General features: G+C 68.4%; 30 protein-coding genes and 1 pseudogene. 25 read left to right on the top strand and 6 right to left on the bottom strand.

Features of this window, described 5'->3' with window-relative positions:
* Window positions 1–10: 10 nt before the first annotated feature.
* Window positions 11–637 carry a hypothetical protein gene (locus WMF17_RS40285; protein ID WP_437598767.1) on the bottom strand — a complete coding sequence of 209 codons (627 nt, stop codon included), beginning with the start codon at window positions 635–637 and terminating at the stop codon, window positions 11–13.
* A gap of 80 nt (window positions 638–717) precedes the next feature.
* Window positions 718–1383: a class I SAM-dependent methyltransferase gene (locus WMF17_RS40280; protein ID WP_437646377.1), complete on the bottom strand. Its 666-nt coding sequence runs from the start codon at window positions 1381–1383 to the stop codon at window positions 718–720.
* Between the two features lie 1429 nt (window positions 1384–2812).
* On the opposite strand from WMF17_RS40280, the gene WMF17_RS40275 reads away from it, so the two are divergent.
* Window positions 2813–3388, top strand: coding sequence for a hypothetical protein (locus WMF17_RS40275; protein WP_437646376.1), 576 nt, complete (start codon window positions 2813–2815; stop codon window positions 3386–3388).
* Window positions 3389–3480: 92 nt separating this feature from the next.
* On the opposite strand, the gene WMF17_RS40270 is transcribed toward WMF17_RS40275, so the two are convergent.
* The 3 genes from WMF17_RS40270 to WMF17_RS40260 all read right to left on the bottom strand — a co-directional run bounded on the left by WMF17_RS40270 (window position 3481) and on the right by WMF17_RS40260 (window position 7076).
* Entirely contained in the window at window positions 3481–4899 is a 1419-nt protein-coding gene (locus WMF17_RS40270) for a hypothetical protein (protein WP_437646375.1), read from the bottom strand.
* Window positions 4900–5128: 229 nt separating this feature from the next.
* Window positions 5129–6022, bottom strand: coding sequence for an SUMF1/EgtB/PvdO family nonheme iron enzyme (locus WMF17_RS40265; protein ID WP_437598763.1), 894 nt, complete (start codon window positions 6020–6022; stop codon window positions 5129–5131).
* Window positions 6023–6347: 325 nt separating this feature from the next.
* Window positions 6348–7076, bottom strand: a complete 729-nt coding sequence (locus WMF17_RS40260) for a hypothetical protein (protein WP_437646374.1) — start codon at window positions 7074–7076, stop codon at window positions 6348–6350.
* 665 nt (window positions 7077–7741) lie between these two features.
* Here WMF17_RS40260 and rplV point away from each other — a divergent pair.
* The 24 genes and pseudogenes from rplV to rplQ all read left to right on the top strand — a co-directional run bounded on the left by rplV (window position 7742) and on the right by rplQ (window position 19989).
* Entirely contained in the window at window positions 7742–8080 is a 339-nt protein-coding gene (rplV, locus tag WMF17_RS40255) for a 50S ribosomal protein L22 (RefSeq protein ID WP_012240567.1), read from the top strand.
* Between the two features lie 17 nt (window positions 8081–8097).
* A complete protein-coding gene (rpsC, locus tag WMF17_RS40250; RefSeq protein ID WP_061609597.1) occupies window positions 8098–8790 on the top strand; it encodes a 30S ribosomal protein S3 in 693 nt (230 codons plus the stop codon).
* Window positions 8791–8802: 12 nt separating this feature from the next.
* Window positions 8803–9216, top strand: coding sequence for a 50S ribosomal protein L16 (rplP, locus tag WMF17_RS40245; protein WP_437598761.1), 414 nt, complete (start codon window positions 8803–8805; stop codon window positions 9214–9216).
* Between the two features lie 8 nt (window positions 9217–9224).
* A complete protein-coding gene (rpmC, locus tag WMF17_RS40240; protein ID WP_437482390.1) occupies window positions 9225–9428 on the top strand; it encodes a 50S ribosomal protein L29 in 204 nt (67 codons plus the stop codon).
* 2 nt (window positions 9429–9430) lie between these two features.
* Window positions 9431–9781, top strand: coding sequence for a 30S ribosomal protein S17 (gene rpsQ / locus WMF17_RS40235; RefSeq protein WP_420895011.1), 351 nt, complete (start codon window positions 9431–9433; stop codon window positions 9779–9781).
* Window positions 9782–9785: 4 nt separating this feature from the next.
* Window positions 9786–10154 carry a 50S ribosomal protein L14 gene (gene rplN, locus WMF17_RS40230; RefSeq protein ID WP_020740977.1) on the top strand — a complete coding sequence of 123 codons (369 nt, stop codon included), beginning with the start codon at window positions 9786–9788 and terminating at the stop codon, window positions 10152–10154.
* Complete coding sequence (gene rplX, locus WMF17_RS40225) at window positions 10154–10471, top strand: 50S ribosomal protein L24 (protein WP_437598759.1); 318 nt, start codon at window positions 10154–10156, stop codon at window positions 10469–10471. The genes rplN and rplX overlap by 1 nt, the downstream gene beginning before the upstream one ends.
* Before the next feature lie 2 nt (window positions 10472–10473).
* Window positions 10474–11202 carry a 50S ribosomal protein L5 gene (gene rplE, locus WMF17_RS40220; RefSeq protein WP_437646373.1) on the top strand — a complete coding sequence of 243 codons (729 nt, stop codon included), beginning with the start codon at window positions 10474–10476 and terminating at the stop codon, window positions 11200–11202.
* A 10-nt stretch (window positions 11203–11212) separates the two neighbouring features.
* Window positions 11213–11398 (top strand): type Z 30S ribosomal protein S14, encoded by a 186-nt coding sequence (locus tag WMF17_RS40215; RefSeq protein ID WP_081426659.1) that lies wholly within the window; start codon window positions 11213–11215, stop codon window positions 11396–11398.
* 4 nt (window positions 11399–11402) lie between these two features.
* On the top strand, window positions 11403–11798 hold the full coding sequence (rpsH, locus tag WMF17_RS40210) for a 30S ribosomal protein S8 (protein ID WP_437482376.1): 396 nt from the start codon (window positions 11403–11405) through the stop codon (window positions 11796–11798).
* Window positions 11798–12427 (top strand): 50S ribosomal protein L6, encoded by a 630-nt coding sequence (gene rplF, locus WMF17_RS40205; protein WP_437598756.1) that lies wholly within the window; start codon window positions 11798–11800, stop codon window positions 12425–12427. The genes rpsH and rplF overlap by 1 nt, the downstream gene beginning before the upstream one ends.
* Before the next feature lie 47 nt (window positions 12428–12474).
* Window positions 12475–12834, top strand: coding sequence for a 50S ribosomal protein L18 (gene rplR, locus WMF17_RS40200; protein ID WP_437598754.1), 360 nt, complete (start codon window positions 12475–12477; stop codon window positions 12832–12834).
* An 81-nt stretch (window positions 12835–12915) separates the two neighbouring features.
* Window positions 12916–13395, top strand: a pseudogene (gene rpsE, locus WMF17_RS40195) (30S ribosomal protein S5); the annotation flags it as partial.
* A gap of 143 nt (window positions 13396–13538) precedes the next feature.
* Window positions 13539–13742: a 50S ribosomal protein L30 gene (rpmD, locus tag WMF17_RS40190; protein ID WP_437598753.1), complete on the top strand. Its 204-nt coding sequence runs from the start codon at window positions 13539–13541 to the stop codon at window positions 13740–13742.
* Window positions 13743–13792: 50 nt separating this feature from the next.
* Window positions 13793–14284, top strand: a complete 492-nt coding sequence (rplO, locus tag WMF17_RS40185) for a 50S ribosomal protein L15 (protein WP_437598752.1) — start codon at window positions 13793–13795, stop codon at window positions 14282–14284.
* A 44-nt stretch (window positions 14285–14328) separates the two neighbouring features.
* Complete coding sequence (gene secY, locus WMF17_RS40180; RefSeq protein ID WP_437598751.1) at window positions 14329–15657, top strand: preprotein translocase subunit SecY; 1329 nt, start codon at window positions 14329–14331, stop codon at window positions 15655–15657.
* A 10-nt stretch (window positions 15658–15667) separates the two neighbouring features.
* On the top strand, window positions 15668–16309 hold the full coding sequence (locus tag WMF17_RS40175) for an adenylate kinase (protein ID WP_437598749.1): 642 nt from the start codon (window positions 15668–15670) through the stop codon (window positions 16307–16309).
* Complete coding sequence (infA, locus tag WMF17_RS40170; RefSeq protein ID WP_437482361.1) at window positions 16306–16557, top strand: translation initiation factor IF-1; 252 nt, start codon at window positions 16306–16308, stop codon at window positions 16555–16557. Before WMF17_RS40175 ends, infA begins: the two co-directional genes overlap by 4 nt.
* Window positions 16558–16585: 28 nt before the next feature.
* The gene (gene rpmJ, locus WMF17_RS40165) at window positions 16586–16702 is read left to right on the top strand and encodes a 50S ribosomal protein L36 (protein WP_012240549.1); all 117 of its coding nucleotides are present in this window, start codon (window positions 16586–16588) and stop codon (window positions 16700–16702) included.
* Between the two features lie 43 nt (window positions 16703–16745).
* Window positions 16746–17126 (top strand): 30S ribosomal protein S13, encoded by a 381-nt coding sequence (gene rpsM, locus WMF17_RS40160; RefSeq protein ID WP_437576296.1) that lies wholly within the window; start codon window positions 16746–16748, stop codon window positions 17124–17126.
* A 20-nt stretch (window positions 17127–17146) separates the two neighbouring features.
* The gene (gene rpsK / locus WMF17_RS40155) at window positions 17147–17557 is read left to right on the top strand and encodes a 30S ribosomal protein S11 (protein WP_437482355.1); all 411 of its coding nucleotides are present in this window, start codon (window positions 17147–17149) and stop codon (window positions 17555–17557) included.
* A gap of 11 nt (window positions 17558–17568) precedes the next feature.
* The gene (gene rpsD, locus WMF17_RS40150) at window positions 17569–18198 is read left to right on the top strand and encodes a 30S ribosomal protein S4 (RefSeq protein ID WP_437482352.1); all 630 of its coding nucleotides are present in this window, start codon (window positions 17569–17571) and stop codon (window positions 18196–18198) included.
* A gap of 208 nt (window positions 18199–18406) precedes the next feature.
* Window positions 18407–19447 carry a DNA-directed RNA polymerase subunit alpha gene (locus WMF17_RS40145; RefSeq protein WP_437598748.1) on the top strand — a complete coding sequence of 347 codons (1041 nt, stop codon included), beginning with the start codon at window positions 18407–18409 and terminating at the stop codon, window positions 19445–19447.
* A gap of 20 nt (window positions 19448–19467) precedes the next feature.
* Window positions 19468–19989: a 50S ribosomal protein L17 gene (gene rplQ, locus WMF17_RS40140; RefSeq protein ID WP_437598746.1), complete on the top strand. Its 522-nt coding sequence runs from the start codon at window positions 19468–19470 to the stop codon at window positions 19987–19989.
* 219 nt (window positions 19990–20208) lie between these two features.
* Here rplQ and WMF17_RS40135 read toward each other — a convergent pair whose 3' ends face one another.
* On the bottom strand, window positions 20209–22266 hold the full coding sequence (locus WMF17_RS40135; protein ID WP_437598745.1) for a hypothetical protein: 2058 nt from the start codon (window positions 22264–22266) through the stop codon (window positions 20209–20211).

The raw sequence follows: 22266 nt of genomic DNA, 5'->3' as shown, positions 1-22266 counted from the left end.
GCGGAGCTGATCATTTCTTCTTCAGCTCCACGGGGGATTCCCGCACGAGCATGGCGTCGGGCCCGGTCACCCGGAGCCGGCCGTCGATGACGTTCTCCTTCAGCTCGCCGACGAGGATGCCGGTCATCGCGTTCGGCGCGCGCGGATCTTCGGGGAAGACCGAGGCGCGGACCATGCCGTCCTCGACCTTTCCGACGATCGTCGCGTCGCCGAGCGCGCCCTTCGCGGTGCCCTTCAGCTCACCGCTCGGCTCGACGGTCAGCGTCACCGTTCCTGGGCCGGTGGCCAGCTTGCCGTCGTCCTTCTGGCGCACGGCGTCCTTGACCTTGGGGGGCAGCACGACGCTGCCTTTCTTGGCGTCGTAGCGCCCTTCCCACGTCCCCTGCCATGCGGGCGCGCCCTTGGGATCGCCCGCGTCTCCCTCCGCGCCTGCGCTCGGCAGCTCCGCGGCGGCCGAGCTGGCCGCGGGCGGCGCGGCCGCCGCGCTCGGCTGGGGCGGCGGGGGCGCTGGTCGCTCCGGTTCGCCCGGGCGCGGCGGGCTCTCCTCGCAGGCCGCGAGGAGCGCGATGGCGAAGGACAGGAGGAGCGCGGGGGCACCGCCGCGCGTCCGGCGGGCTCGTGTTCCGGTGGCGTTCACGCGGACGCTTTTATTACGTGCCGGGCCGGCCGTCCCGTCGATTTGACGGGACGGCATCGTCGAGGCGCGGCGCCTCCGGATCAGGGGGCCGTGCGGAACGCCAGGGTCCAGTGCCGGTCGCTCGTCATCTGCGCGCATGCGGGGGGAATCCCGAGCGAGCGCAGGATTGCCCGGACCTCCACGAGCGAGAGCGCGGCGCGCAGCGATGCGTCGAAGAGGGCCCGCTGGTATGCCGTATCGTTTGCTGCATACGCACCGACGAGGGCCGCCACCGACGCCTCGTCGTCCGGACGGACCAGATCTCGCACGAACAGGACCCCGCCGGGTCGGAGGACGCGGAGCATCTCGCGCATGACCCGCGTCGGCTCCGGGATGTGATGGACGATGCTGTTCGAAAAAACGGCTGAAAAGGTCGCGTCCGGTTCGGGCAGCGCCGTGGCGTCCTCGAGGGCGAGCGCGATCGCGCCGGTGAGCCCGGCCTGCTCGACGTGGCGGCGCCCGAGATCGAGCATCGAGGCGGAGAGATCGATCGCCTTGATCCGCGCTGTCGGCACGCGCCTGCAAAGCTCGATGGGCAACAGGCACGTCCCTGTGCCGACGTCGAGGGCGTATGCGAGATCGGGGACGTGGGAGAGGAGAGCGTCGCAGAACGCCGTGTTCACGGCGGCGTGGTCCATGCTGTCGTAGGCCCGCGCGTCCTCGTCGGTATCCATCACCTCGGGTTCGAGCACGCGTACCAGCGCCATGCGCGCATCGTTCTCCGCGGCGGACGCGCATGTCAACGGATTGTCGGCGGCTGGGCAATCTCGTCCGACCGCCGGGCCGGCGTCGACCGGGGCCGGCGTGGATTCTGGGTCGGCGTGGATTCTGGGTCGGCGTGGATATGGACAGGAAGGCGTTTGAAGAAGTCGAGGCGGAGCGGGCCGGCTCCCCGCCGTCCCTCCTACTCCTCCAATTGGGGCGGGCGCCAATGTCGTAGAGGACGTGCACCCCGGGGTGCGACCCGCGCGCCGCGCTCGAAAGCACCGGGCCGAAGGCTGAGCTCTCTCGAGAGAGCTCGAGCGGCGAGGCCGAGCAGGGCGATGAGCTCTCCTCGGCGCTCTCCTATGTAACGAAAGGTCTGCCGACCGGCCGCGCGTACACGCGCCGGCCGGCCGGGCGCGACGGGATCCATGTGGCCACCTCGCGCCGCCCGCGGGCCGAAGCTGCGCGGGTTGATGCCGAGATCGGTGCTGCGCGAGAGAGCGTGCCTCGGATCGGGGCGACGCCGACGTGGAGTCGTCAATCCGAAGAGCTCGGCGGGTTGGCTGTCGATCGGGACGCGGCCGAGCACGGGGGCAGCGCTATCCCGCGGAGATGAGCGGATGTCGTGCGAAGAGCTCGACCAGCGGCTCGCGGCGCGCTGTTGGCGACTTGCTCCGGCGCAGCGGGGCTCGAAGCAGGCGCGCGAGCATAGACGCCGGGGTCGCGCCGCGGGCGGACAGGAAAAGTGGTCTCGGCGAGAGCACGTGGCCCCGTGGACCGTGAGGCGAGGCGCTCACGGGTCGACCCTGGTTCCTCCCCCTCCGGCGCTCATAGCGAAGCCCCCCCGCCGCGCCCTCCCGCGGGCGGCATCGTATCACGCCCCTGCATAGGTCAGTCGTGCGCCCGGGGCGTGCAATGTAGCCACGCGCTGGCCGCCTGTGTGTGGCCGCCAGGCGCTCGCACCCGGCTCCGGGCGCCTCAATGATTGGGGTGGGCAGGCCCAGGCCGGGGTCGATGCGCCTCGCGGTTGTGCGCGTGCCCGCATTGCCGCCCGTGACGGGCCTGATCGAGGGAGCGGGGTTGCTTGGTTCTCATACAGTGCTTACCCGACCTGCCGCGAGCACCCGAGACACGCAATGCCGCGGTGCATCGTGAGCGGGGCTGAGGGGATTGGCGCGGCCCGGGCCGTCCTGCGCGGGGGAGGGGTCTCGGCTATCAATCGACGCGCGTGGGGCGCTTCGTCGCTCGGCTCGTGTCGAGCAAAGCAGCCCAGCCGTTCGTGGCCGTCCAATGAGCTCTCCGATTGAGCCCGCCCGCAGCGCCTATTGAAAGAAAAGACGGCCGGCTATCCTCAATTCGCTTGACCAGGCAAGTGGCAACGGCATAGTCGTACCCAACCGCCGAGCTGGATTCGGCGACGAGGGAGAGCACATGGCGACCGATGCCTTTTCACAGCAGATTGTAAACCTCGTGCGGAAAATGCCGGACGAGGCGATCCTCGCGCTCGTCAAGAATCAGCTGGGCGCCGTGACGGGGGGAGCGCCGTTGGTTCCGGCTGCGGCTCCGGCGCCGCGCCGCAGCCGTTCGCGTGCCCGCCCTGGAGCGGTCCAGTCCAAACCGTCTTCCGTCGCGGCCAAGCGTGGCGCCGCGCCGAAGCGCCGGCCTGGCCGCCCGCGCAAGTCGCCGGCCGCCTCGGCGGAGCGTCAGGAGACGCTTGACGCGGTCGAGCGCGTCGTCAAGGCGAGCTCGGGCGTCAGCGCGAGCGAGGTGGCGAAGCAGGCGGGTATCCCGCAGACGCGCGCCGCCGCAGCGCTGAAGGAGCTCAAGCTGGAGAAGCGGATTTTCCAGGGGGGCGATCGTCGCTTCGCCCGCTATGCAGGCGACGCGAAGACCGCCGAGCAGGCGAGCGCGAACGCGCGCAAGACCGCGGCGGGACCTGCGCCTGTGAAGAAGCCGAGCGTCAAGGGACGCAAGCGCGTCGCTCAGGCGGCCGCTCCAGCGAAGTAGGTCTGGAGACCGCTGCGCACGCAGCGGTCAGATCGGATGGAGGCTTTGCTGACGCGCCGCGTTCAGAATGGCTATCCCGTTCGAGACGGAGCTCAGGGCGGGCTCCAGGTGAGCCCGCTGTCCTCGGAGGCCGTGACGTACCATCCGCGACGCGATGTCCCGGTGACGTCTGCCTGGAGGAGCATCAAGAGTCGATTTCCGAAGGAGAGGAGCGCTCCGAGCTCGATACGGCCGCGCTCGCCCGTGTCTTCGCCGATTACCCTGGGGACGTCGTAGATATTACCTCCTTCCGGCGATTGCGCGATATGGATCCCCCATCGCGCTGCGGCGCGGGACGTCAGCACCGCCACGACTCCCTCGCGTGTGGGCGCCAGAGCGACAGACCGTTCGTGCGGCTCCATCCAGGGGCGAAATGGCGGCTTCTCGGCGAGGACGCAGGTCCCTTCGAGGGTGCACGTCGCGAGCGTGTGCGCTCCGGTTGTGGGTGCGATGACCTCGACCATGATCCGATCGGCTGCACAGCCGACCGCGGCTCCGGGTGCGGCTTTCGCCGGGAGCTTCAGCACGGCTGTCTGCGTCGCCGAGATGGCGACCACGGCGGTCTTGTCGGGCGGCTGAGGCACGAGCTGGATCGACCACCCGGCGAAGTCGCACGCGGGTATCGCGGAGAGCGCGGCCGTAGCCGCTGGGCTCATCGCGAGTCCCTCGATGATCCGGGGCGCGTCAAGCGGCCTCCCCGGTTCGGGGACGGGTCGCGCGAGGAGGCTGCGCCCGCGCACCGACAGGATCGCCGGCGGGCGGCCATACGGCACGGGCAGCGCTTGTTCCTGCGCGGGGAGCTGGACCGGCGGCACCGGCGCGGCGCCGGGCGGCCCCGCATAGACGAGGGTCGCGCGCCGGGGCTTCGGCTCGACGAGCAGCACGGCGCTCTCGGCCGACAGCACCGCAGGCACGGAGCTCGCCAGCGGCCGCGCTCCGCGGCCCATCTCGGGCAGCGCGACCGGCGCGGGCGCCGAGAGCTCGTTCGCCTCGAACGGCGCGAAGAAGAGGCTTGGCGGGTCCACCGCGGGCGGCGTCCCTGCAGCGCCGCGCGCGCCCTTCGGGGGAGCCTGGCCGCGCGGGCCGGCGGTGAGCACGGTGGCGCCGTCGGCGCCGACCGACCAGGTGGACCACCCCTCGCGGAGGCGCCGCAGAGAGCGCCAGGTCCTGCCTGCGTTCTCGGTCACGAGCGCGATCGCCTCGTTCTCGACTTCTCCTGTCACCACCGCACGCTTGTCGTCCAGCACGAACACCCGTCGCCATCGGGTCGAGGACGGCGCGAGCGCCGAGTCGATGCCACGTGCCTGGCCAATGGCGGTGGTGAGCTCATCCGCGGACGCCGCGCCCGGGGGCGGCTGGACGTTGATGGGCTCTGCTTTTTCTTTTTTCCTGCACCCGATCGCCAGAAGGGCGGCAAGGGCGGTCGCGGCAGCGCGGCGCCGCGCCGCCGCGCTCACTCCGGAGTCGAGCATCGGCACTCTCTTCGCTTGTGTCGCCTTGGATTCCTGCGCTGCATCGCCGGGCTGCCGTTGACTCGCGCGCTCGCTCGCGCCGCGCGCGAGCGGCCCAGCCGGAGCGCGGGCCACCGCTCCGGGGCGGGACGCGCGCGGGGCGTACGCCTGGATTCTCCGCCGCGTCGCCCCGAGCACCGCGTCCGCCTCGCGGCCGCTCTACCGTCGGCCGCACGCCGTGCGGCCAGCACTAATCAGCCGGCTCCGGATCCATGCAGCAGCGGAAGCCGGTCGAGTAGTCGTGGTAGCCGAAGGAGTGCGCGGTTGTCGAGTACTTGCACCCCTCGCCGTTGCGCGTCGTGTCCATGAAATAGCCGCCACGGAAGGTGCCGCGCGGATCATCGACCCACTCGTGGAGGTTGCCGACCATGTCGAACACGCCGTAGCCGTTGGTGCACCCCGCGCGCTGGCCCGTCGGGAGCAGCGCGTGGGACAGCTGGTTGATGAGCGGGTTGTTCATCGCCGTCGTCCAGAGCTCCTCGGACTTGATATCGAGCAGCGCCGCGATCTCGGCGACCGGGTGCACCGGTCGCTCGTCGTCGTTGCACACCCCCAGCTGGCGGCTCGTGCCGTAGGGAAAGATCGTGTCCTCGGGGCCTCGGCAGGCGCTCACCCACTCGTTCGATGTGCACAGGCGCTTGCTCGACGCCGCGCACGCCCGCTTCGCCTGCATCCCGCTGATGTAGCCCTGCGGGATGACGCCCGGCCAGGACACGGCGCGGACGCGGCGCTCGCTGCCATCGATCGGATCGAAGGGCGACCAGGGGCGCTCGCCGCTGGGCGTCAGCTCGACCAGAGAGCCCTCCCAGCGGTCGACGCACACGCGATCTTCGACGAGGGCCATCTCGGCCGGACAGCGCGCGCTGTCGGTCGACGAGGACACCTGGGCGGCGCCGGTCTCGGGCTCCATCACGGACGCGATCGCGGCGCTGTCCTTGACGGTCGCGAGCGTGCTCCCCTTCGCCTTGACGGGCCGCTCCGTGAGGACGGCGGCGGTGCCTTCGAGCGGCGCTCGCGCCACCACGCGCGGCGTGATCTGCTCCGCTGTCGTCGAGCCCGGCGCGCAGCCAGCCGAGGTGACCACCAGAAGAAGGAGGGCGCCGCCGCGGTATGGACGCGCCCCCGACGAACGCGGAAGGGAAGTTGCCACACGCGGGCGGGAGAGATCCTTGGCCACGGCGGAGCCGAGGATCCCTTCCCGTCATCTTTTTTGCAACCGAATACCGCCCTCAGGGGTCCCCCGAAGGCGCGTACAGGAGAGGGGGCGTACGCCGGGGCACTAAGGTGGGCGCGAGCTGGGGAGAGGCCCAGAGTTCAGCTGGTGCACGTTGGATGTCGCAGGAAAAGAACCGCGAGAGCAAAGCGGGCCGGGGCCATGTCCTGGCCTCGCCTCCGCGGCGGTGACCCGTTCACTCCACGCTGATGACCTCGACGAGGCACCCGTCGTACGCTTGCTGGCAGGTGACGTCGAGGTTGTCGTTCATGCACTCGACGAGCTCCGTAAAGCCGGCCTCGCTGATGGGGTTCAGCTGGGCGGCGCACGTCGCCGCGTCGAACGGGTCGGTGCCGCAGGAGCTGGCGATAACGTCGCAGTCGCCGACGGACTGGCCGGTGCAGGCATTATCGTACATGCGCTTGACGCACGCGTTGACCGGCGGGTCGTCGCACGCGCGCTCCACGCCGATGTCGCTCAGGCAGTCCAGGAGGTCCTCGACGTGGCTCTCGGCGTAGATGGCGAAGGCGCGCTTGCAGACCGCGTAGCCGAAGGGGACCTGGTCGCGGGTGTCGCCGCACTGGCTCGTCGCCCCCTGGGCGGGCGCGATGTTCAGGTCATCGCAGTCGGCGACAGTGACTGCAGCGTCCTCGGCCTCGACGCATGCGCCGGTGCCGCCCTGGCCGCCTTCTCCTCCGTCGCCGCCGTCACCGCCCTGGCCGCCTTCTCCTCCGTCGCCGCCGTCGCCGCCCTGGCCGCCTTCTCCTCCGTCGCCTCCGCCAGTGGAGGAGCTGGTGCTGACGCCGGAGCCGGTCGCCTGGTCCACGTCGTTGTCGGTGTCCTCCGTGGTCACGACGCAGCCGCCGTAGAGGGCGGGCAAGATCAAGGTAAGCGCGAGGAAAGAATGGCGATGACGAGCAAGCATGGTCACGTTGCCTCCTAAAATGTCAGGGAAGAGCCCCCCGGCCTGGTACGTTCGACGGAGCCTGGTGCTCTCCCACTCCCCTCGCAATCCTGTTCTTCGCCCTGGTCGAGCCGCAGGACGTCGAAACATCGCGGACCCGCCCGGTCCTCGCCGGCTCATGCCGCGGGGGACGGCTTGTTTCATCGATGTTTCTTCCATGTCAAGAACAAGTTTCGAGACCGTGAGCGACCGCGCCCGCTCCAGGCGGCCGGCCGGACACGAGGGCGACGACTGGGCAACGGACGACGCGCGACGCGCGGCGGCGCCCCCGGACGTCCGTTCAGGAAGATCTGAAAAATTGCTCAGGTCGATCGAGCGCGAGAAACAAACTGAAAGGATGCGGAAGGATCGCGCTTGCGTGCGGAGCCTCCCGCTGGTAATCACCGCGCTCCGTTTTCCCGGGCGATCGGGTGTCCTCCCGGTCTCCCAGTAGAAGAGCCGTAACGGCGCTTCGATCTCAGCTCCGCCCCTTCGGCCGCCGCGGGAACCCCCCCGGTGACGCGAAGGGGGCTCACGTCGATGGACGTCGGGATGGGACCGGAGGCGTACGACGGTGCAACCGGTTCGAAGAGAACCGAAACCCGGTACGGAGTAACTCCGCCCGCCGGTGTCGCGAGGTATCTCGAATGGTAAGCAAAGCCAGTGCGATGTTTTCGCGGATTGCCCCGCGCAAGGCACGCATGATCGCCGATCTCGTCCGGGGTCGCGACGCGGACGAGGCGATCCAGCTGCTCTCGTTCACGCAGAAGAGCGGCGCCCCCGTCCTGCGGAAGATCATCGAGAGCGCGGTCGCGAACGCCCAGCAGGCGGGCGCCGACATCGATGCGCTCTTCATCAGCAAGGCCACCGTCGACAAGGGGCCCAACAAGTTTAACCGCCGCTGGCGGCCGCGCGCGATGGGCCGTGCGACCCGAATCACCAAGGGCGTGTCGCACATCGTCATCGAAGTCGACGAGAGAAAGTAAGTAGAGGACCTGCCGATATGGGACAAAAGACCCATCCGTATGGCTTCCGCGTCGGTGTCATCAAGACGTGGAGCAGCAAGTGGTACGAGGACGGCGCCGCGTATCAGAAGTGGCTCCACCAGGACATCCGCATCAAGCGCGCGATCAAGCAGTACCTCTACAACGCGAACATCGCCGGCGTGGAGATCGAGCGCGCCGCGAACCGCGCGAAGGTGATCGTCTTCACCGCCCGCCCCGGCATGGTGATCGGCAAGGGCGGCAAGGGGATCGAGACGCTGAAGAGCGGCAACGTCGGCACCGCCTCGAAGGGCGAGACCCTCTTCCCCGGCGTGTCCTCGTTCACGGACAACGAGGTGTTCATCGACGTGCAGGAGGTCCGGAAGGCCGAGACCAACGCGCAGCTCGTCGCCGAGAACATCGCGACGCAGCTCGAGCGCCGGATCGCGTTCCGCCGGGCGATGAAGAAGGCGGTGGCCACCGCGATGAAGTTCGGCGCGAAGGGCATCCGCGTGCGCTGCGCCGGCAGGCTCGGCGGCAGCGAGATGAGCCGCGTCGAGACCTACCGCGAGGGGCGGGTGCCGCTGCACACGCTCCGCGCCGACATCGAGTTCGGCCTGGCCGAGGCGAAGACGAAGGTCGGCATCATCGGCGTGAAGGTCTGGATGTTCAAGGGCGAGGTCCTGCAGCGTAAGGCGCGCCGGATCCAGTAGAGGGATTGCAGAATGCTGTCTCCGAAGCGAACCAAGTTCCGCAAGATGCAGAAGGGGAACAACCGCGGCCTCGCCATGACGGGCAGCGATGTCTCCTTCGGCGACTTCGCGCTCCAGTGCATCGAGCCTGCCCGCGTCACCTCGCGGCAGATCGAGGCGGCTCGTATGGCGATCCAGCGGCACGTGAAGCGCGCGGGCAAGCTCTGGATCCGCATCTTCCCGGACCGTCCGGTGACGAAGAAGCCGCTCGAGGTCCGCATGGGCGGGGGCAAGGGCGCGCCCGAGGAGTGGTGCGCCGTCGTGAAGCCGGGCCGCGTGATGTACGAGATCAGCGGCGTGACCGAGGAGATTGCGAAGGAGGCGTTCCGCCTCGCGTCGCACAAGCTCCCGATGCAATGCAAGTTCCTCGTCCGTGGGCTGACGTGAGGTAGGCGATGAAGGCGAAGGATTTGCGTGAACGCACCACCGAGCACCTGCGCGAGCTCGAGAAGTCGCTGGCGGCGGGCCTGTTCGAGGCGCGGTTCAAGAATTTTACGAATCGGCTGAACGACACGGCGACGATCCGCAAGGCGAAGCGGGATCTCGCGCGGGTGAAGACGATCCTCACGCAGCGCACGCGCGCCGAGGAGAAGGCGTAGCCATGGCGAAGAAGAAGGCAGAGAACCAGCAGCCGGTCGCTGCGGCGCCCGAGCTGGCAGCCGCGGCGCCTGCGCAGGCCGAGACCGAGGCGAAGGCGCACGGCTTCCGGCGCAAGCTGGTCGGCAAGGTCACCAGCGACAAGATGAACAAGACGGTCACCGTCGAGGTCATCCGGAACGCGCTCGACCCTGTGTACAAGAAGTACGTCCGTCAGCGGGAGCGCTACAAGGCGCACGACGAGACGAACCAGTACAAGGTGGGCGATCGTGTCGAGATCATGGAGCACAGGCCGATCTCCCGCGACAAGCGGTGGCTCGTGACCAAGCTCGTTGCACGGCCGGTGGAGGAGTAACGCCATGATCCAGGTGTCGACGCATCTCGAGGTCGCGGACAACTCCGGCGCCCGAATCGTGAAGTGCATCAAGGTGCTCGGCGGCTCGCGCCGCAAGTACGCCGCCCTCGGCGACGTCATCGTCGTCTCGATCAAGGAGGCGTTGCCGGGGACCAAGGTGAAGAAGGGGGACACGGCGCGCGCCGTCGTCGTCCGCACCGCCCGGGAGTACCTCCGCTCGGACGGCAGCTACATCAAGTTTGATGGGAACAGCGCGGTCCTCATCAACAAGGAGAAGGAGCCGATCGGCACCCGCATCTTCGGGCCGGTCGCTCGCGAGCTTCGCGCGAAGAAGTTCATGAAGATCATCTCGCTCGCGCCGGAGGTCCTCTGATGAAGCGCCTCAGGGTCGGTGACCTCGTGCAGGTCATCAGCGGCAAGGAGCAGGGGAAGCAGGGCCGCATCACCAGGATCCTCGCCGACGAGGAGCGCGTGGTGGTGGAGGGCCTGAACACGGTGACCCGCCATCAGCGGCCCACGCCGCGCAACCAGGAGGGCGGGAAGATCGTCAAGGAGGCGCCGATTCACGCCTCGAATGTCATGCCGGTCGATCCGGCGACGGGCAAGCCGACGCGTGTGAAGGTCCGCGTCGGTGAGGACGGCAAGAAGACGCGCGTCGGCAAGAGCGGCAGCGCGATCGGTGTGGGCTAGCCATGGCGGACAAGAAGGACAAGGACAAGGCGGCCAAGGACGGCGGCAAGGGCAAGGACAAGCCCAAGCAGTCGCAGCAGGCCAAGCCGCAGGCGCCCGCCAAGAGCAAGGAAGCCAGGGGCGCCAAGAGCAAGGGCGCGGAGGCCGAGGCCTCCGCGCCGGCCGAGGTGCGCCCGCGCGACCCGAACTACACCCCGCGGCTGCGCGCGCACTACCAGAAGAGCGCGACGGCCGCGCTCACGAAGCGGTTCGGCTACAAGAACCCGATGATGGTGCCCCGCCTGCAGAAGGTGGTGATCAACATGGGGCTCGGCGCCGCGGTGCAGAACCCGAAGATCATCGACTCGGCTGTCGAGGACATGCGGGCGATCTCCGGCCAGAAGCCGGTGGTGACCCGTGCCCGTAAGTCGATCGCGACCTTCAAGCTGCGCGAGAACCTGCCCATCGGGGTGATGGTGACCCTGCGCGCCGAGCGGATGTGGGAGTTCGTGGATCGCCTGATCGCGTTCTCCCTGCCGCGCGTCCGCGACTTCAAGGGCGTCAGCCCGAAGGGGTTCGACGGCAAGGGCAACTTCACGATGGGCCTGCGCGAGCAGATCATCTTCCCCGAGATCGACTACGACAAGATCGATGTCGTGAAGGGGCTCAACATCTCGTTCGTGACCACGGCGAAGACGGACGAAGAAGGACGCGCGCTCCTCACCGAGCTTGGCATCCCGTTCCGGCATTGAGGGATTTTCGATGGCCCGTGCAAAAGAGTTTGCGAAGCTGAACCGTCCGCCGAAGTTTTCTACGCGGCAAAAGAACCGTTGCAAGGTGTGCGGGCGCTCGCGCGCTTACTACCGCGACTTCGAGCTCTGCCGTGTCTGCCTTCGGCTGTTCGCGCTCCGTGGTGAGCTCCCTGGTGTGATCAAGGCCAGCTGGTGATTCTATGATGACCGATCCCATCGCCGACATGCTGACCCGCATTCGCAACGCGGCGCTCGCGCGGCACGACCGGACCGAGGTCCCCGCGAGCCGCATCAAGGCTGCGGTTGCGGAGATCCTCAAGTCCGAGGGCTTCATCGCCGACGTGCGCGAGACCGAGGGCGAGGGTCCCAAGAAGCTGACGATCGTGCTCAAGTACGGGCGCGACCGCCAGAGCGCGATCGACGGCGTGCGCCGCGTCTCCCGCCCCGGGCGCCGCGTGTACGTGCGCCACGACAGGATCCCGCGCGTGTTCAGCGGGCTCGGGATCTCGATCCTGAGCACGTCCCGCGGGCTCATGAGCGACAGGGATGCGCGCCGCCTGAAGATGGGCGGCGAGCTGCTCTGCGAGGTGTGGTGATGGAAGCTCAGGCGAACGCAGCCCAGCCCGCGAAGGGCAACGCGAACGGTGACAGCCGCCTCGCGACGAAGACGTCGCGCGTCGGCAAGCGTCCGATCGATCTGCCGAAGGGGGTCACCGCGACCGTCAGCGGCCGGAAGATCGACGTCAAGGGCCCGAAGGGGCAGCTCTCCCGCGCGTTCACCGACAAGGTGGACGTCAAGCTCGACGGGGGCAAGCTGCTCGTGAGCTCAGCGGCGCCTGGACGCGACGGATCGCGCCTCCAGGGGCTCGCGCGAGCGCTCCTGGCCGCGATGGTGAAGGGCGTCGCCGAGGGGTACGAGCGGACGCTCGAGCTCAAGGGGACCGGCTATCGCGTCGAGCTCAAGGGCACGACGCTGAACTTCGCCCTCGGCTTCTCGCATCCGGTGACCTTCGCGGTGCCGACGGGTCTCACCGCGGCGATCCCGGCGGACTCGAAGGGCACGGTCCTCGTCCTGGCGGGTGCGGACAAGGAGCTCATCGGGCAGACGGCCGCTACGATCCGCGGCTTCAGGCCGCCGGAGCCGTACGGCGGCAAGGGCGTGCGTTACCGCGGCGAGCGCGTGCGGGAGAAGGCTGGCAAGGCCGGCAAGGGCGGCAAGAAGTAAAGGCGAGCAGCGGCGGGTACGCCGCTGCACCGAGGGACGAGACGGTCATGGGCATGAAAATCGTCGGTCGGGAGCGCCGGAAGCTCCGTATCCGCAAGAAGGTCGAGGGGACGCCGGAGCGCCCGCGCCTCAGCGTCTTCCGCAGCTCGAAGCACATCTACGCGCAGGTCATCGACGACGTGAGCGGCAAGACCCTCGCCCACGCTTCGACGCTGTCGAAGGACCTGAAGGGCTCCCTCGACGAGGACAACAAGGTCGAGGCGGCGAAGAAGGTCGGGGCGCTGCTCGCGAAGATCTGCAAAGAGAAGCAGATCGGCAAGGTGGTCTTCGACCGCAACGGCTATCTGTATCACGGGCGCGTGAGCGCCCTCGCCCAGGCGGCCCGCGAGGCAGGTCTCGATTTCTGACTCCCACAGCCGCTGCCCTGATGGTGAAGGGTGGCGGGCGCGGTCAACTGCCGCGGCGGAGAACGTGATAGAGGACGGGTTATGGCGTTCGATCATGTCGACGAAGAGAAGCTGAAAGAGCGAGTCATCCACATCAACCGCGTCGCCAAGGTCGTCAAGGGCGGCCGGCGTTTCAGCTTCTCGGCGCTGGTCGTGGTGGGCGACGAGGCGGGGCACGTGGGCGTCGGCCTGGGCAAGGCCAACGAGGTGCCGGAGGCCATCCGCAAGGGGAACGATCAGGCTCGCAAGAACCTGTTCCGCATCCCGCTGGACGGTGTGACGATCCCGCACGACTCGTTCGGTCACGTCGGGGCGGGCAAGGTCCTGCTGAAGCCGGCGAGCCCTGGGACGGGCGTCATCGCCGGCGGCGCGGTTCGCGCCGTCGTCGAGTCGGCGGGGATCCACGACGTGCTGTCGAAGTCGCTCGGCACGAGCAACCCGCACAACGTCGTGCACGCGACCGTCGCGGCGCTCCGCGGGCTGAAGAGCCCGGAGAGCGTCGCCGGGAAGCGGTCGATGCAGCTCGACTCGCTCGACTACCAGCGCCGCGGCGGCACGAACACCGCGGGCCGCCGGCGCGCGAGCGTGGCGCCCCCCGGGGGGCCGGGCGGCGCGGCGCAGCCGCAGGCGCAGGCGCAGGGCGGTGGTGGCGAAGGAGGCTCGCAGTGAAGCTCCGCGTACGCCAGAAGGCCAGCAACATCGGCCTGGTCGAGCACACCCGCAAGGTCATCAAGGGCCTCGGTCTGCGTGGGCCGGGGTCCGAGGTGGTCGTCGCGAACACGCCCTCGTTCCGTGGCATGGTGAAGAAGATCCTCCACCTCGTCGAGGTGGAGGAGGTCGCCGACGAGGCAGCCTCCCCGAAGTCCTGAGAAGCGAGATCGTCATTCCAGCGGAGTTGCCGCGTACGGAAGTGTGAAACATGGACATCCTTTCTAAGCTCCAAGCCCCTGAGGGCGCCGTAACCAAGAGGCTCCGCGTTGGCCGCGGCGTGGGGTCGGGCGTCGGCAAGACGTCTGGCCGCGGACAAAAAGGGCAGAAGGCTCGGGCGGGCGGCAACATCAACAAGAAGCACTTCCAGGGTGGACAGACGCCGATCCAGCGTCGCCTCCCGAAGCGTGGCTTCCGGAATCCGCTCGCGGACATTGTGGTCAACGTCAACGTCGGCGCCCTCGAGGCGTTCGACGACGGCGTTCAGGTCGATCTGATCGCGCTCCATGCGAACCGCCTCGTGCAGGGTCGGTTCGACGTCCTGAAGATCCTCGGCAACGGTGAGCTCACGAAGAAGCTCACGGTGATCGCGCATCGCTTCTCCAAGGGAGCGATCGAGAAGATCGAGAAGGCGGGGGGCAAGGCGGTCGTGCTCGCGTCGCCCGCGTCCCAGGACAACGCGACGGACTCCTCGTCCTCGTAGCCAGCGCGCAGGCGCACTCTTCAAGCCGGAGTCCAGGATCGCCTATGGCCAGCCTCGCGGGAATCACCAACTTCCACAAGATCCCCGAGCTCCGGCGACGCGTGATCTTCACGCTGGTGATGCTCGCGGTCTACCGGGTCGGCGTCTTCGTGACGACCCCGGGTGTGGACCGGAACGCGATGCGACAGTACGTCGCGAAGCAGTCCGGCGGGCTCGTCGGCTTCCTGAACATGTTCTCCGGCGGAGCCCTGGAGAACCTGTCGATCTTCGCGCTTGGGATCATGCCGTACATCTCGGCATCGATCATCATGCAGCTCATGGGCATGGTGTACAAGCCCATCGACGAGCTGAGGAAAGAGGGCGAGCAGGGGCGTCGCCGGCTCGATCAGTACACGCGTTACGGCACCGTCGCCCTCTCGCTGTTCCAGTCCTTCTCGATCGCGAAGATGCTGGAGGGCCTGTCGAGCAGCGAGACGGGCGCCGGCATCGTGAACCACCCTGGCATCGGCTTCCAGCTGATGACGGTCATCACGCTGACGACCGGGACCGCGTTCCTGATGTGGATCGGCGAGCAGATCACCGAGCGCGGCGTCTCGAACGGCGTCTCGCTCCTGATCTTCGCGAGCATCATCACCAGCATCCCCGGGGAGATCGGCAACTACTTCGCGCAGAACGCCGGCGATCTCCAGCCGCTGTCGATGGCCGCGATCGCCACGTTCATCGTGCTCGTCATCGGGGTCATCGCGTTCTTCGAGAACGGCAGGCGTCAGATCCCGATCGTGTACTCGCGGCGCCAGGTCGGCCGCCGCGTCTATGGCGGGCAGACGGCCCACCTGCCGCTCAAGGTGAACACTGCGGGGACCATCCCCCCCATCTTCGCGTCGTCGCTGCTGATGTTCCCGCAGACGCTCGCGAACATGAACGTGCCCGGAGCCGAGCAGATCCAGGCGATCATCAACCGGGGGGACTGGGTCTTCAATACCGGTTACGCGCTGCTCATCATCTTCTTCTGCTTCTTCTACACGAACGTGACGTTCCAGCCGGTGGACGTCGCCGAGAACCTGAAGAAGCAGCAGGCAAACATCCCCGGGATCCGGCCAGGCAAGCAGACGGCGGACTACATCCACCGGGTGATCCAGCGGATCACCGTGGGCGGCGCGCTCTACGTCGCCGCGGTGTGCGTGGTTCCCTCGATCGTCGGCAACCTGCTGCGTATCCCCTTTGGCTTCGGCGGCACGTCGCTCATGATCGTCGTGGGCGTCGCGCTCGACACGGTGAACCAGCTGGAGGCGCACCTGATCACGCGGAGCTATGAGGGGCTGACGGGCCCCGGTGCCACCCGTATCCGGGGCCGCAGGCTCCCGGAAGCGTGATGGAGGGCAAATGATCTTGGTTCTGGTGGGGCCTCCTGGAGCTGGGAAGGGTACGCAGGCGAAGCTGCTGTGCGCACGCTTCGGTATCCCGCAGATCTCGACCGGCGACATGCTGCGTGAGGCGAAGCGGGCAGGTACGCTGGAGAAGCGTCACCTGGACATCATGGACTCTGGCGGGCTCCTGCCGGATGAGGCCGTCATCGGCCTCATCGCTCGGCGGACGGCCGAGCCCGACTGCGTCGACGGTTTCCTTCTGGACGGATTTCCCAGGACTGTGCCTCAGGCGAACGCGCTCGACGAGCTCCTCGCCAGTCAGGGCGGCAGGCGGATCGACGCGGTGCTCCAGCTGGACGTTCCGCGCCCTCTGCTGGAGGAACGGCTGATCCATCGCCGGACTGACAAACGCAGTGGACAGATATATCATCTCGTTTATAATCCGCCGCCCCCCGGTGCGGAGCTAGAGCATCGGGCCGATGATCGGCCCGAGGCTGTTACCAAGCGTCTCGATGCCTACGAGGCGATGACGGCTGCCCTGCTTCCGTTCTACGAGCAGAAGCAGCTGCTGCATCGCGTCGACGGGGTCGGGAAGCCAGACGAAGTTACGCACAGGGTACTGTCGGCCATCGGCCGATCGGGCTCGGGTGGAGAATGAGGCGTAATAGACAGACCAGACCGCCGAAAGAACCGAAGGGCGACAAGCTCGAGTTCGACGGCGTGGTTCAAGAGGCCCTGCCGAACGCCATGTTTCGCGTGAAGGCGGACAACGGCCTGGGCGTCCTCGCGACCATCAGCGGCCGGATGCGGCAGTACTACATCAAGATTCTGCCGGGCGACCGCGTGACCGTCGAGGTCTCGCCGTACGACCCGAGCCGAGGCCGGATCACGTACCGGCATAAATAACGTATTCTGAGGAATCTGGAGGCTCCCCGTGAAGGTGCGCCCGAGCGTCAAGAAGATCTGCGACAAGTGCAAGGTGGTGCGGCGGCGTGGTGTCGTTCGGATCATCTGCGAGAACCCCCGCCACAAGCAGCGCCAGGGGAACTAGCTCTTTCGGCGGAAGCCCGCCCCCGTTTCGGTTTGGAGTAACCATGGCTCGTATCGCTGGTGTCGATCTCCCGCGTCGGAAGCATGTCGCCTACGCCCTGCCGTACCTCTACGGCATCGGGCGGACCCTCTCGTTGCGAATCTGCGAGAGGACCAACATCCCGCAGGACAAGCGGGTCGAGGAGCTCAGCGACGCTGAGGTGAAGGCGATCCGCGACCTCTTGGACGCCGAGTACAAGGTCGAGGGCGACCTGCGGCGCGAGGTGCAGCTCAACATCAAGCGGCTCATGGACCTCGGCTGCTACCGCGGGCTTCGCCACCGGCGCGGCCTCCCGGCGAACGGGCAGAGGACGCACACGAACGCGCGCACCCGGAAGGGTCCGCGCAAGGGCATGTTGCAGCGGCGTCCGGCCGCGGCCAAGTGACGAGCGGGGATTAGGACGCCATGGCGCAAGCGAAGACGGCTGCCACCAACACCAAGACCAAGCAGAAGAAGAAGGTCAGGAAGAATGTGTCCGCGGGCATCGCGCACATTCAGTCGACCTTCAACAACACGGTCGTGACGATCACGGACATCAACGGCAACGCGATCGCGTGGTCGTCCGCTGGCGCTCGCGGCTTCAAGGGATCGCGCAAGTCGACGCCGTTCGCCGCGCAGCTGGCGGCGGAAGAGGCCGCGCGGCGGGCGCAGGAGCACGGGATGCGCTCGGTCGCCGTGTTCGTGAAGGGCCCGGGGGCCGGGCGCGAGAGCGCGCTCCGCGCGCTCCAGACCGCGGGTTTCAAGGTGACGCTGATCCGCGACGTCACGCCGATCCCCCACAACGGTTGCCGGCCGCCGAAGCGGCGCAGGGTTTGAGGTAATTCACGATGGCTCGCTACATTGGTCCGGTCTGCAAGCTCTGCCGCCGCGAGGGGATGAAGCTCTACCTCAAGGGAGAGCGGTGCTATTCCGAGAAGTGCGCGTACACGCGGCGCCCGTATCCGCCCGGCCAGCACGGCCAGGGGCGCATCAAGCTGAGCGAGTACGCGGTGCGCCTGCGCGAGAAGCAAAAGGTGCGGCGCATCTACGGCGTGCTCGAGCGGCAGTTCAGCGGGTATTTCCAGGAGGCCAACCGGCGCAAGGGCCGGACGGGCGAGGAGATGCTCGCGCTGCTGGAGCGGCGCCTCGACAACGTCGTGCACCGGATGGGCTTCGGCTCGTCTCGCGCCGAAGCGCGTCAGCTCGTCCGGCACGGGCACGTTCATGTGAACGGCAAGCGGCTGGACATCCCGAGCTACGTGGTGCGGGCCGGTGATCGGATCGACCTCACCGAGGGGGCGCGCAAGTTCAAGAGCGTCCTCGCGTCCGTCGGGGGCGCGGACAAGCGCCCGGTCGCGAGCTGGATCGAGGTGGATCGCGCGGCGTTCACCGGAGCGGTCAAGGGCGCTCCGATCCGCGAAGATCTCAACGAGCCCGAGATTCGCGAGCAGCTCGTCGTCGAGTACTACTCGCGCTGATCGCGAGGGCGGCGCGGGGGAGGGCAGCGTCACGACCGCACCTTGCAGGGGGCGGTCGTTCGCTGCGGGCTCCCCTCCGCGTCGCTGTCCTGCGCGCGGGCGCGCAGGCGAATGGAGCCACGAATGCGGGCAGGAGGCGACGCCGTCCGGTCGAGTGCGGCCGCGGCGTGAGACCTCCGCGCAAACCTCATGAAGGAAGGAGATCGCCATGACGATGAACAACCCGAATCTCACGATGATCGCCCGTAACTGGCGCGATCTGATCCGGCCCAAGGGCATCTCGATCGACGCGGACAGCGGGACCCAGTTCTACGCCAAGTTCACGTGTGAGCCCCTGGAGCGCGGCTTCGGGATCACGATCGGGAACTCGCTGCGTCGCGTGCTGCTCTCCTCCCTCCAGGGGGCGGCTGCGACGGCCATCCGCATCGAGGGCGCGCTGCACGAGTTCACCACCGTGCCGGACGTGGTCGAGGACGTCAGCGACATCATCCTCAACGTGAAGGAGGTCGTCTTCAAGGCGGCGACCCCGAAGACGTACTCGGTGCGGATCGATCGCGAGGGGCCGGGGCCCGTGTACGCGCGCGACATCCAGCTGGTGGATGGGCTGTCGGTGCTCAACCCCGACCACCTGGTCGCCGTGCTCGACAAGAAGGGCCCGCTCTCGATGGAGCTCACGGTGAACGTGGGCCGCGGCTACGTGCCCGCCGAGCGGAACAAGACGCCGACCATGCCCATCGGGACGATCCCGATCGACGCGCTGTTCTCGCCTATCCGCAAGGTGAACTACACCGTGCAGAACGCCCGCGTCGGGCAGGTGACCGACTATGACAAGCTCACGCTCGAGGTCTGGACCAACGGCTCCGTCTCGCCGGCGGATGCGGTCGCCTTCGCGGCGAAGATCCTCAAGGAGCAGCTCTCCATCTGGGTCAACTTCGAGGAGAGCGAGGAGACGAGCTACCAGGCCGTGATGAGCGACGACGAGCCGCTCAACGAGAACCTGTTCCGCTCCGTCGAGGAGCTCGAGCTCAGCGTCCGCTCCGCGAACTGCTTGCAGAACGCGAACATCACGCTCATCGGCGAGCTGGTGCAGCGCACCGAGCAGGACATGCTCAAGACCAAGAACTTCGGCCGCAAGTCGCTGAAGGAAATCAAAGAGATCCTCGCGAACATGGGGCTCTCGCTCGGGATGAAGATCGACAACTGGCCGCAGCTCCTCGAGCGCTGGAAGGCGCAGCAGGCGCAGGCGTGAGTCGGTACTGAGGGAACGTCATGCGTCACAAGAAAGCGGGCAGGCAGTTTGGTCGGGATACCTCCAGTCGCAGGGCGATGCTTCGCAACCTGACGGCGAACCTGATCACCCACGAGCGGATCGAGACGACCGACGCCAAGGCGAAGGAGCTGCGGCGCGTGGCCGAGCGGCTCATCACCAAGGCGACGCGGCTCGGCAAGGTCGCGTATACCGCGCACACGGAGCTCAGCCCCGGCGACAGAGCGCGCCGGCTTCACGCCGAGCGGCTCGTGGGCAGCTACATCCCTCGCTGGGGGGTCGAGACCGATGGCAAGAAGGTCGATATCATCGCGAAGGTGATGATCGATCTCTCGAAGCGCTTCGAGGGGCGGCCGGGTGGCTACACGCGGATCATCAAGCTCGGGCCGCGTCGCGGCGACAACGCGCCGATGAGCCTCATCGAGTTCATCGACGCACCTCCGGTGGAGGACGACGCACCCGCGCAGGCGGCCGAGCCGGTCGCCGCAGCGGAGCCGGCGACCCCGGCGACGACCGCCGGCTGAGCCGGATACAGGCTGGCGCCCGGTAGCGCCGGCGCAGTTGCAGAGACGCCGGGGGAGCCATGAGCTCCGCCGGCGTCTCTGCGTTGTGGGCCGATGCGCGAGCAGCGCGCCGGCCTCTCGATGTCGCGAACTCGCTCGGAGCGGTCCAGGTGAGGTGCCGCGACTGCACCAACACAATAAAATTATTGCACCAGTGTCAAGCGGGGCGCGTACCGTGGCTCAGCGGTTGAGCGCTCCGGCTTCAGGTGCGTCGTCGTTTCGCGGTTCTGCCGGCTCGATCTGTTCGACCGGAAGGGCAGGGGTTGCCTCCGAGGCGGCGGCAGACGGCGCCGGGTCAGCCGGCAGCGCCGGATCGGATGACGCCGGGGCATCCCGAGGTGGGGCGCCGTCCTGCCCCGGGGACAGCGCCGGTTCGGCAGGCGCCGGCGGTTGCGGCGGTGCCGCGCAGGCGGGCTCTCGAGGCGGCTCCGGGCCGGGAGACGCCGGCGGTTGCGGCGGAGCGGAGCTGGGCTGCTGTCGAGACGGCGCCGGATCGCTCCGGCGTCGGGCAAGGAAGAACATCGCGAGCAGGGCGACGAACCCCACCGCTCCCGCGGCGATGTAGCGGTTCTTCTGGCTCTTCCGCTCGGCGACCTTGTCCCCGAGGGACACGAGCGCCGCCCTCGCCCCGGCGTGGCCTGGGTCGAGCTCGAGCGCGCGCTCGAGCACGAACTTGTCCGGCGTGCCGCGATCGATGAGGAGCACGCCCTCGTGGTAGGCGATCTCGGCCTCGATCTTCCCCGCGTGCTCGCCGGTCGGGTCGAGGCGCAGCGCCTTGCGCAGCATCGTGAGCGCGTCCTCGCGCCGGTCGGCCGGCAGCGACTTCGCCCGCTCGACGTAGGCCCCCACCATCTCCTTGCGGCGCTCGAAGAGTGGCGCGCGGGCGAGGACCCGGTCGAACGCGTCGGTCGCTTCGGCGAGCTTGTTCGCGCTCGCCGCGGCGACACCCTCGTCCATCAGGTTGTACACCTCGGCGAGGCGAGCGCGATCGTACGTCGCGAAGAGCTCGCGCGCGATCCGGTCCCACGACCAGTCGCGCGGCGGCTTGTCGCCCGTGAGGTTCAGGTAGGCGTCGCGGAGCTGCCAGACGCCGGGCTCGCCGATCGCAGAGATGGCCTCGCGCGCAGCGTCGCGCAGCCGCGCGCGGTCGCTGTTGCAGAAGCTCAGGATCACGCGCATGGCGTCCACGTCCCGGACGCGGCCGTACGCGCGGAGGACGTCGGCGAGGATCTGCGTGTCGTTCGACGCGATCGCCTCGCCGGGGATCGCCCGGCCGAGCAGATCGAGCTGCTTGTTGGCCCAGCGCTGGACGATCTTGGCGTCGTGCTGGCGCGCCTCGATCAGCGCGGGGACCGCCTTGTCGCGCAGCTTGGCGATCTGCCGCTGGAGATCGATGCGGAGCAGCTCGCCGAAATAGGCGTGCAGCGCGATGAGCTCGCGGATCGCCGGCGTCGTGCCCGCAGCGACGAGCATCCGCTCCATCGCGAGCAGCTTCACGATATCGCGCCACGCGCTGTCGCGCGGCCGAGGCACGGCGAGCATGAAGTCCAGCCAGTCGCCCTCGGCCTCGTCCTTCTCGTCGCCGGCGCCCTTCTTCGCGCCCTGGTCGGCCTTGGCGTCCTTCTTGTCGTCGCCGCTGCCCTTCTTCGCGCCCTTGGCGTCCTTCTTGTCGTCGCCCGCGCTCTTCTTCGCGCCCTTGGCGTCCTTCTCGTCGCCCGCGCTCTTCTTCGCGCCCTTGGCGTCCTTCGCGTCCGCGCCCTTCTTCTTGTCGTCGCGCGCGTCATCGCCCTTGTCGCCCTTCAGCGCCTTGCGCCCCTCTCTGCGCGCCTCCGCGAGCACGCGGGGCGCCGCGTTGCGATCGATCGAACCGCGGATGTCCTGCACCCGGAGCCGAACCGCATCGACGATGCCGGAGATCGGCTCGTCAAGGGACGCGCGGACGCTCTCGCGTGAGCGGGCGTCCTGCGACGTGATCTGGTCGAGCACGCGATCGAGCTCGCGGACGGCGGTGATGTCGGGCTCCGGACGGGCGATCGGGGCGAGGCGCGGGAGCTCCGGGAGCGCCGACGAGGCCGGCGCGGCGGCGCCAGCGTCGCGCTGCGCGGCGGCGTGCGAAAGGGGCGGCGCGAGCGGCGCGGCCGCGATCACGCTGAGCAGGATGAGCCACGCGCACGCCGCGCCGCCTCGCCGCGACGGCCGCGCGCCTGCGCTCCTCGGATCCGACGAGCTGCGTGCCAA

The organism is Sorangium sp. So ce362, from assembly GCF_051519845.1.
GTDB lineage: Bacteria > Myxococcota_A > Polyangia > Polyangiales > Polyangiaceae > Sorangium.
The sequence above is the reverse complement of the archived record's forward strand: the minus strand, read 5'-3'. Positions and strand labels throughout refer to the sequence as shown.

Bases quoted from the DNA above. Each gene is read 5' to 3' on its own strand.
- rpsM (WP_437576296.1), top strand. From the start codon at position 16,746: ATGGCTCGTATCGCTGGTGTCGATCTCCCGCGTCGGAAGCATGTCGCC.
- WMF17_RS40280 (WP_437646377.1), bottom strand. From the start codon at position 1,383: ATGGCGCTGGTACGCGTGCTCGAACCCGAGGTGATGGATACCGACGAG.
- rplR (WP_437598754.1), top strand. From the start codon at position 12,475: ATGGGCATGAAAATCGTCGGTCGGGAGCGCCGGAAGCTCCGTATCCGC.
- WMF17_RS40175 (WP_437598749.1), top strand. From the start codon at position 15,668: ATGATCTTGGTTCTGGTGGGGCCTCCTGGAGCTGGGAAGGGTACGCAG.
- infA (WP_437482361.1), top strand. From the start codon at position 16,306: ATGAGGCGTAATAGACAGACCAGACCGCCGAAAGAACCGAAGGGCGAC.
- secY (WP_437598751.1), top strand. From the start codon at position 14,329: ATGGCCAGCCTCGCGGGAATCACCAACTTCCACAAGATCCCCGAGCTC.
- rplF (WP_437598756.1), top strand. From the start codon at position 11,798: ATGGAAGCTCAGGCGAACGCAGCCCAGCCCGCGAAGGGCAACGCGAAC.
- rplX (WP_437598759.1), top strand. From the start codon at position 10,154: ATGAAGCGCCTCAGGGTCGGTGACCTCGTGCAGGTCATCAGCGGCAAG.
- rplN (WP_020740977.1), top strand. From the start codon at position 9,786: ATGATCCAGGTGTCGACGCATCTCGAGGTCGCGGACAACTCCGGCGCC.
- rplE (WP_437646373.1), top strand. From the start codon at position 10,474: ATGGCGGACAAGAAGGACAAGGACAAGGCGGCCAAGGACGGCGGCAAG.
- rpsH (WP_437482376.1), top strand. From the start codon at position 11,403: ATGATGACCGATCCCATCGCCGACATGCTGACCCGCATTCGCAACGCG.
- rpsD (WP_437482352.1), top strand. From the start codon at position 17,569: ATGGCTCGCTACATTGGTCCGGTCTGCAAGCTCTGCCGCCGCGAGGGG.
- rplP (WP_437598761.1), top strand. From the start codon at position 8,803: ATGCTGTCTCCGAAGCGAACCAAGTTCCGCAAGATGCAGAAGGGGAAC.
- WMF17_RS40270 (WP_437646375.1), bottom strand. From the start codon at position 4,899: ATGCTCGACTCCGGAGTGAGCGCGGCGGCGCGGCGCCGCGCTGCCGCG.
- rpsC (WP_061609597.1), top strand. From the start codon at position 8,098: ATGGGACAAAAGACCCATCCGTATGGCTTCCGCGTCGGTGTCATCAAG.
- rpsK (WP_437482355.1), top strand. From the start codon at position 17,147: ATGGCGCAAGCGAAGACGGCTGCCACCAACACCAAGACCAAGCAGAAG.
- rplV (WP_012240567.1), top strand. From the start codon at position 7,742: ATGGTAAGCAAAGCCAGTGCGATGTTTTCGCGGATTGCCCCGCGCAAG.
- rplO (WP_437598752.1), top strand. From the start codon at position 13,793: ATGGACATCCTTTCTAAGCTCCAAGCCCCTGAGGGCGCCGTAACCAAG.
- WMF17_RS40260 (WP_437646374.1), bottom strand. From the start codon at position 7,076: ATGCTTGCTCGTCATCGCCATTCTTTCCTCGCGCTTACCTTGATCTTG.
- WMF17_RS40145 (WP_437598748.1), top strand. From the start codon at position 18,407: ATGACGATGAACAACCCGAATCTCACGATGATCGCCCGTAACTGGCGC.
- rpsQ (WP_420895011.1), top strand. From the start codon at position 9,431: ATGGCGAAGAAGAAGGCAGAGAACCAGCAGCCGGTCGCTGCGGCGCCC.
- WMF17_RS40215 (WP_081426659.1), top strand. From the start codon at position 11,213: ATGGCCCGTGCAAAAGAGTTTGCGAAGCTGAACCGTCCGCCGAAGTTT.
- WMF17_RS40275 (WP_437646376.1), top strand. From the start codon at position 2,813: ATGGCGACCGATGCCTTTTCACAGCAGATTGTAAACCTCGTGCGGAAA.
- rplQ (WP_437598746.1), top strand. From the start codon at position 19,468: ATGCGTCACAAGAAAGCGGGCAGGCAGTTTGGTCGGGATACCTCCAGT.
- rpmC (WP_437482390.1), top strand. From the start codon at position 9,225: ATGAAGGCGAAGGATTTGCGTGAACGCACCACCGAGCACCTGCGCGAG.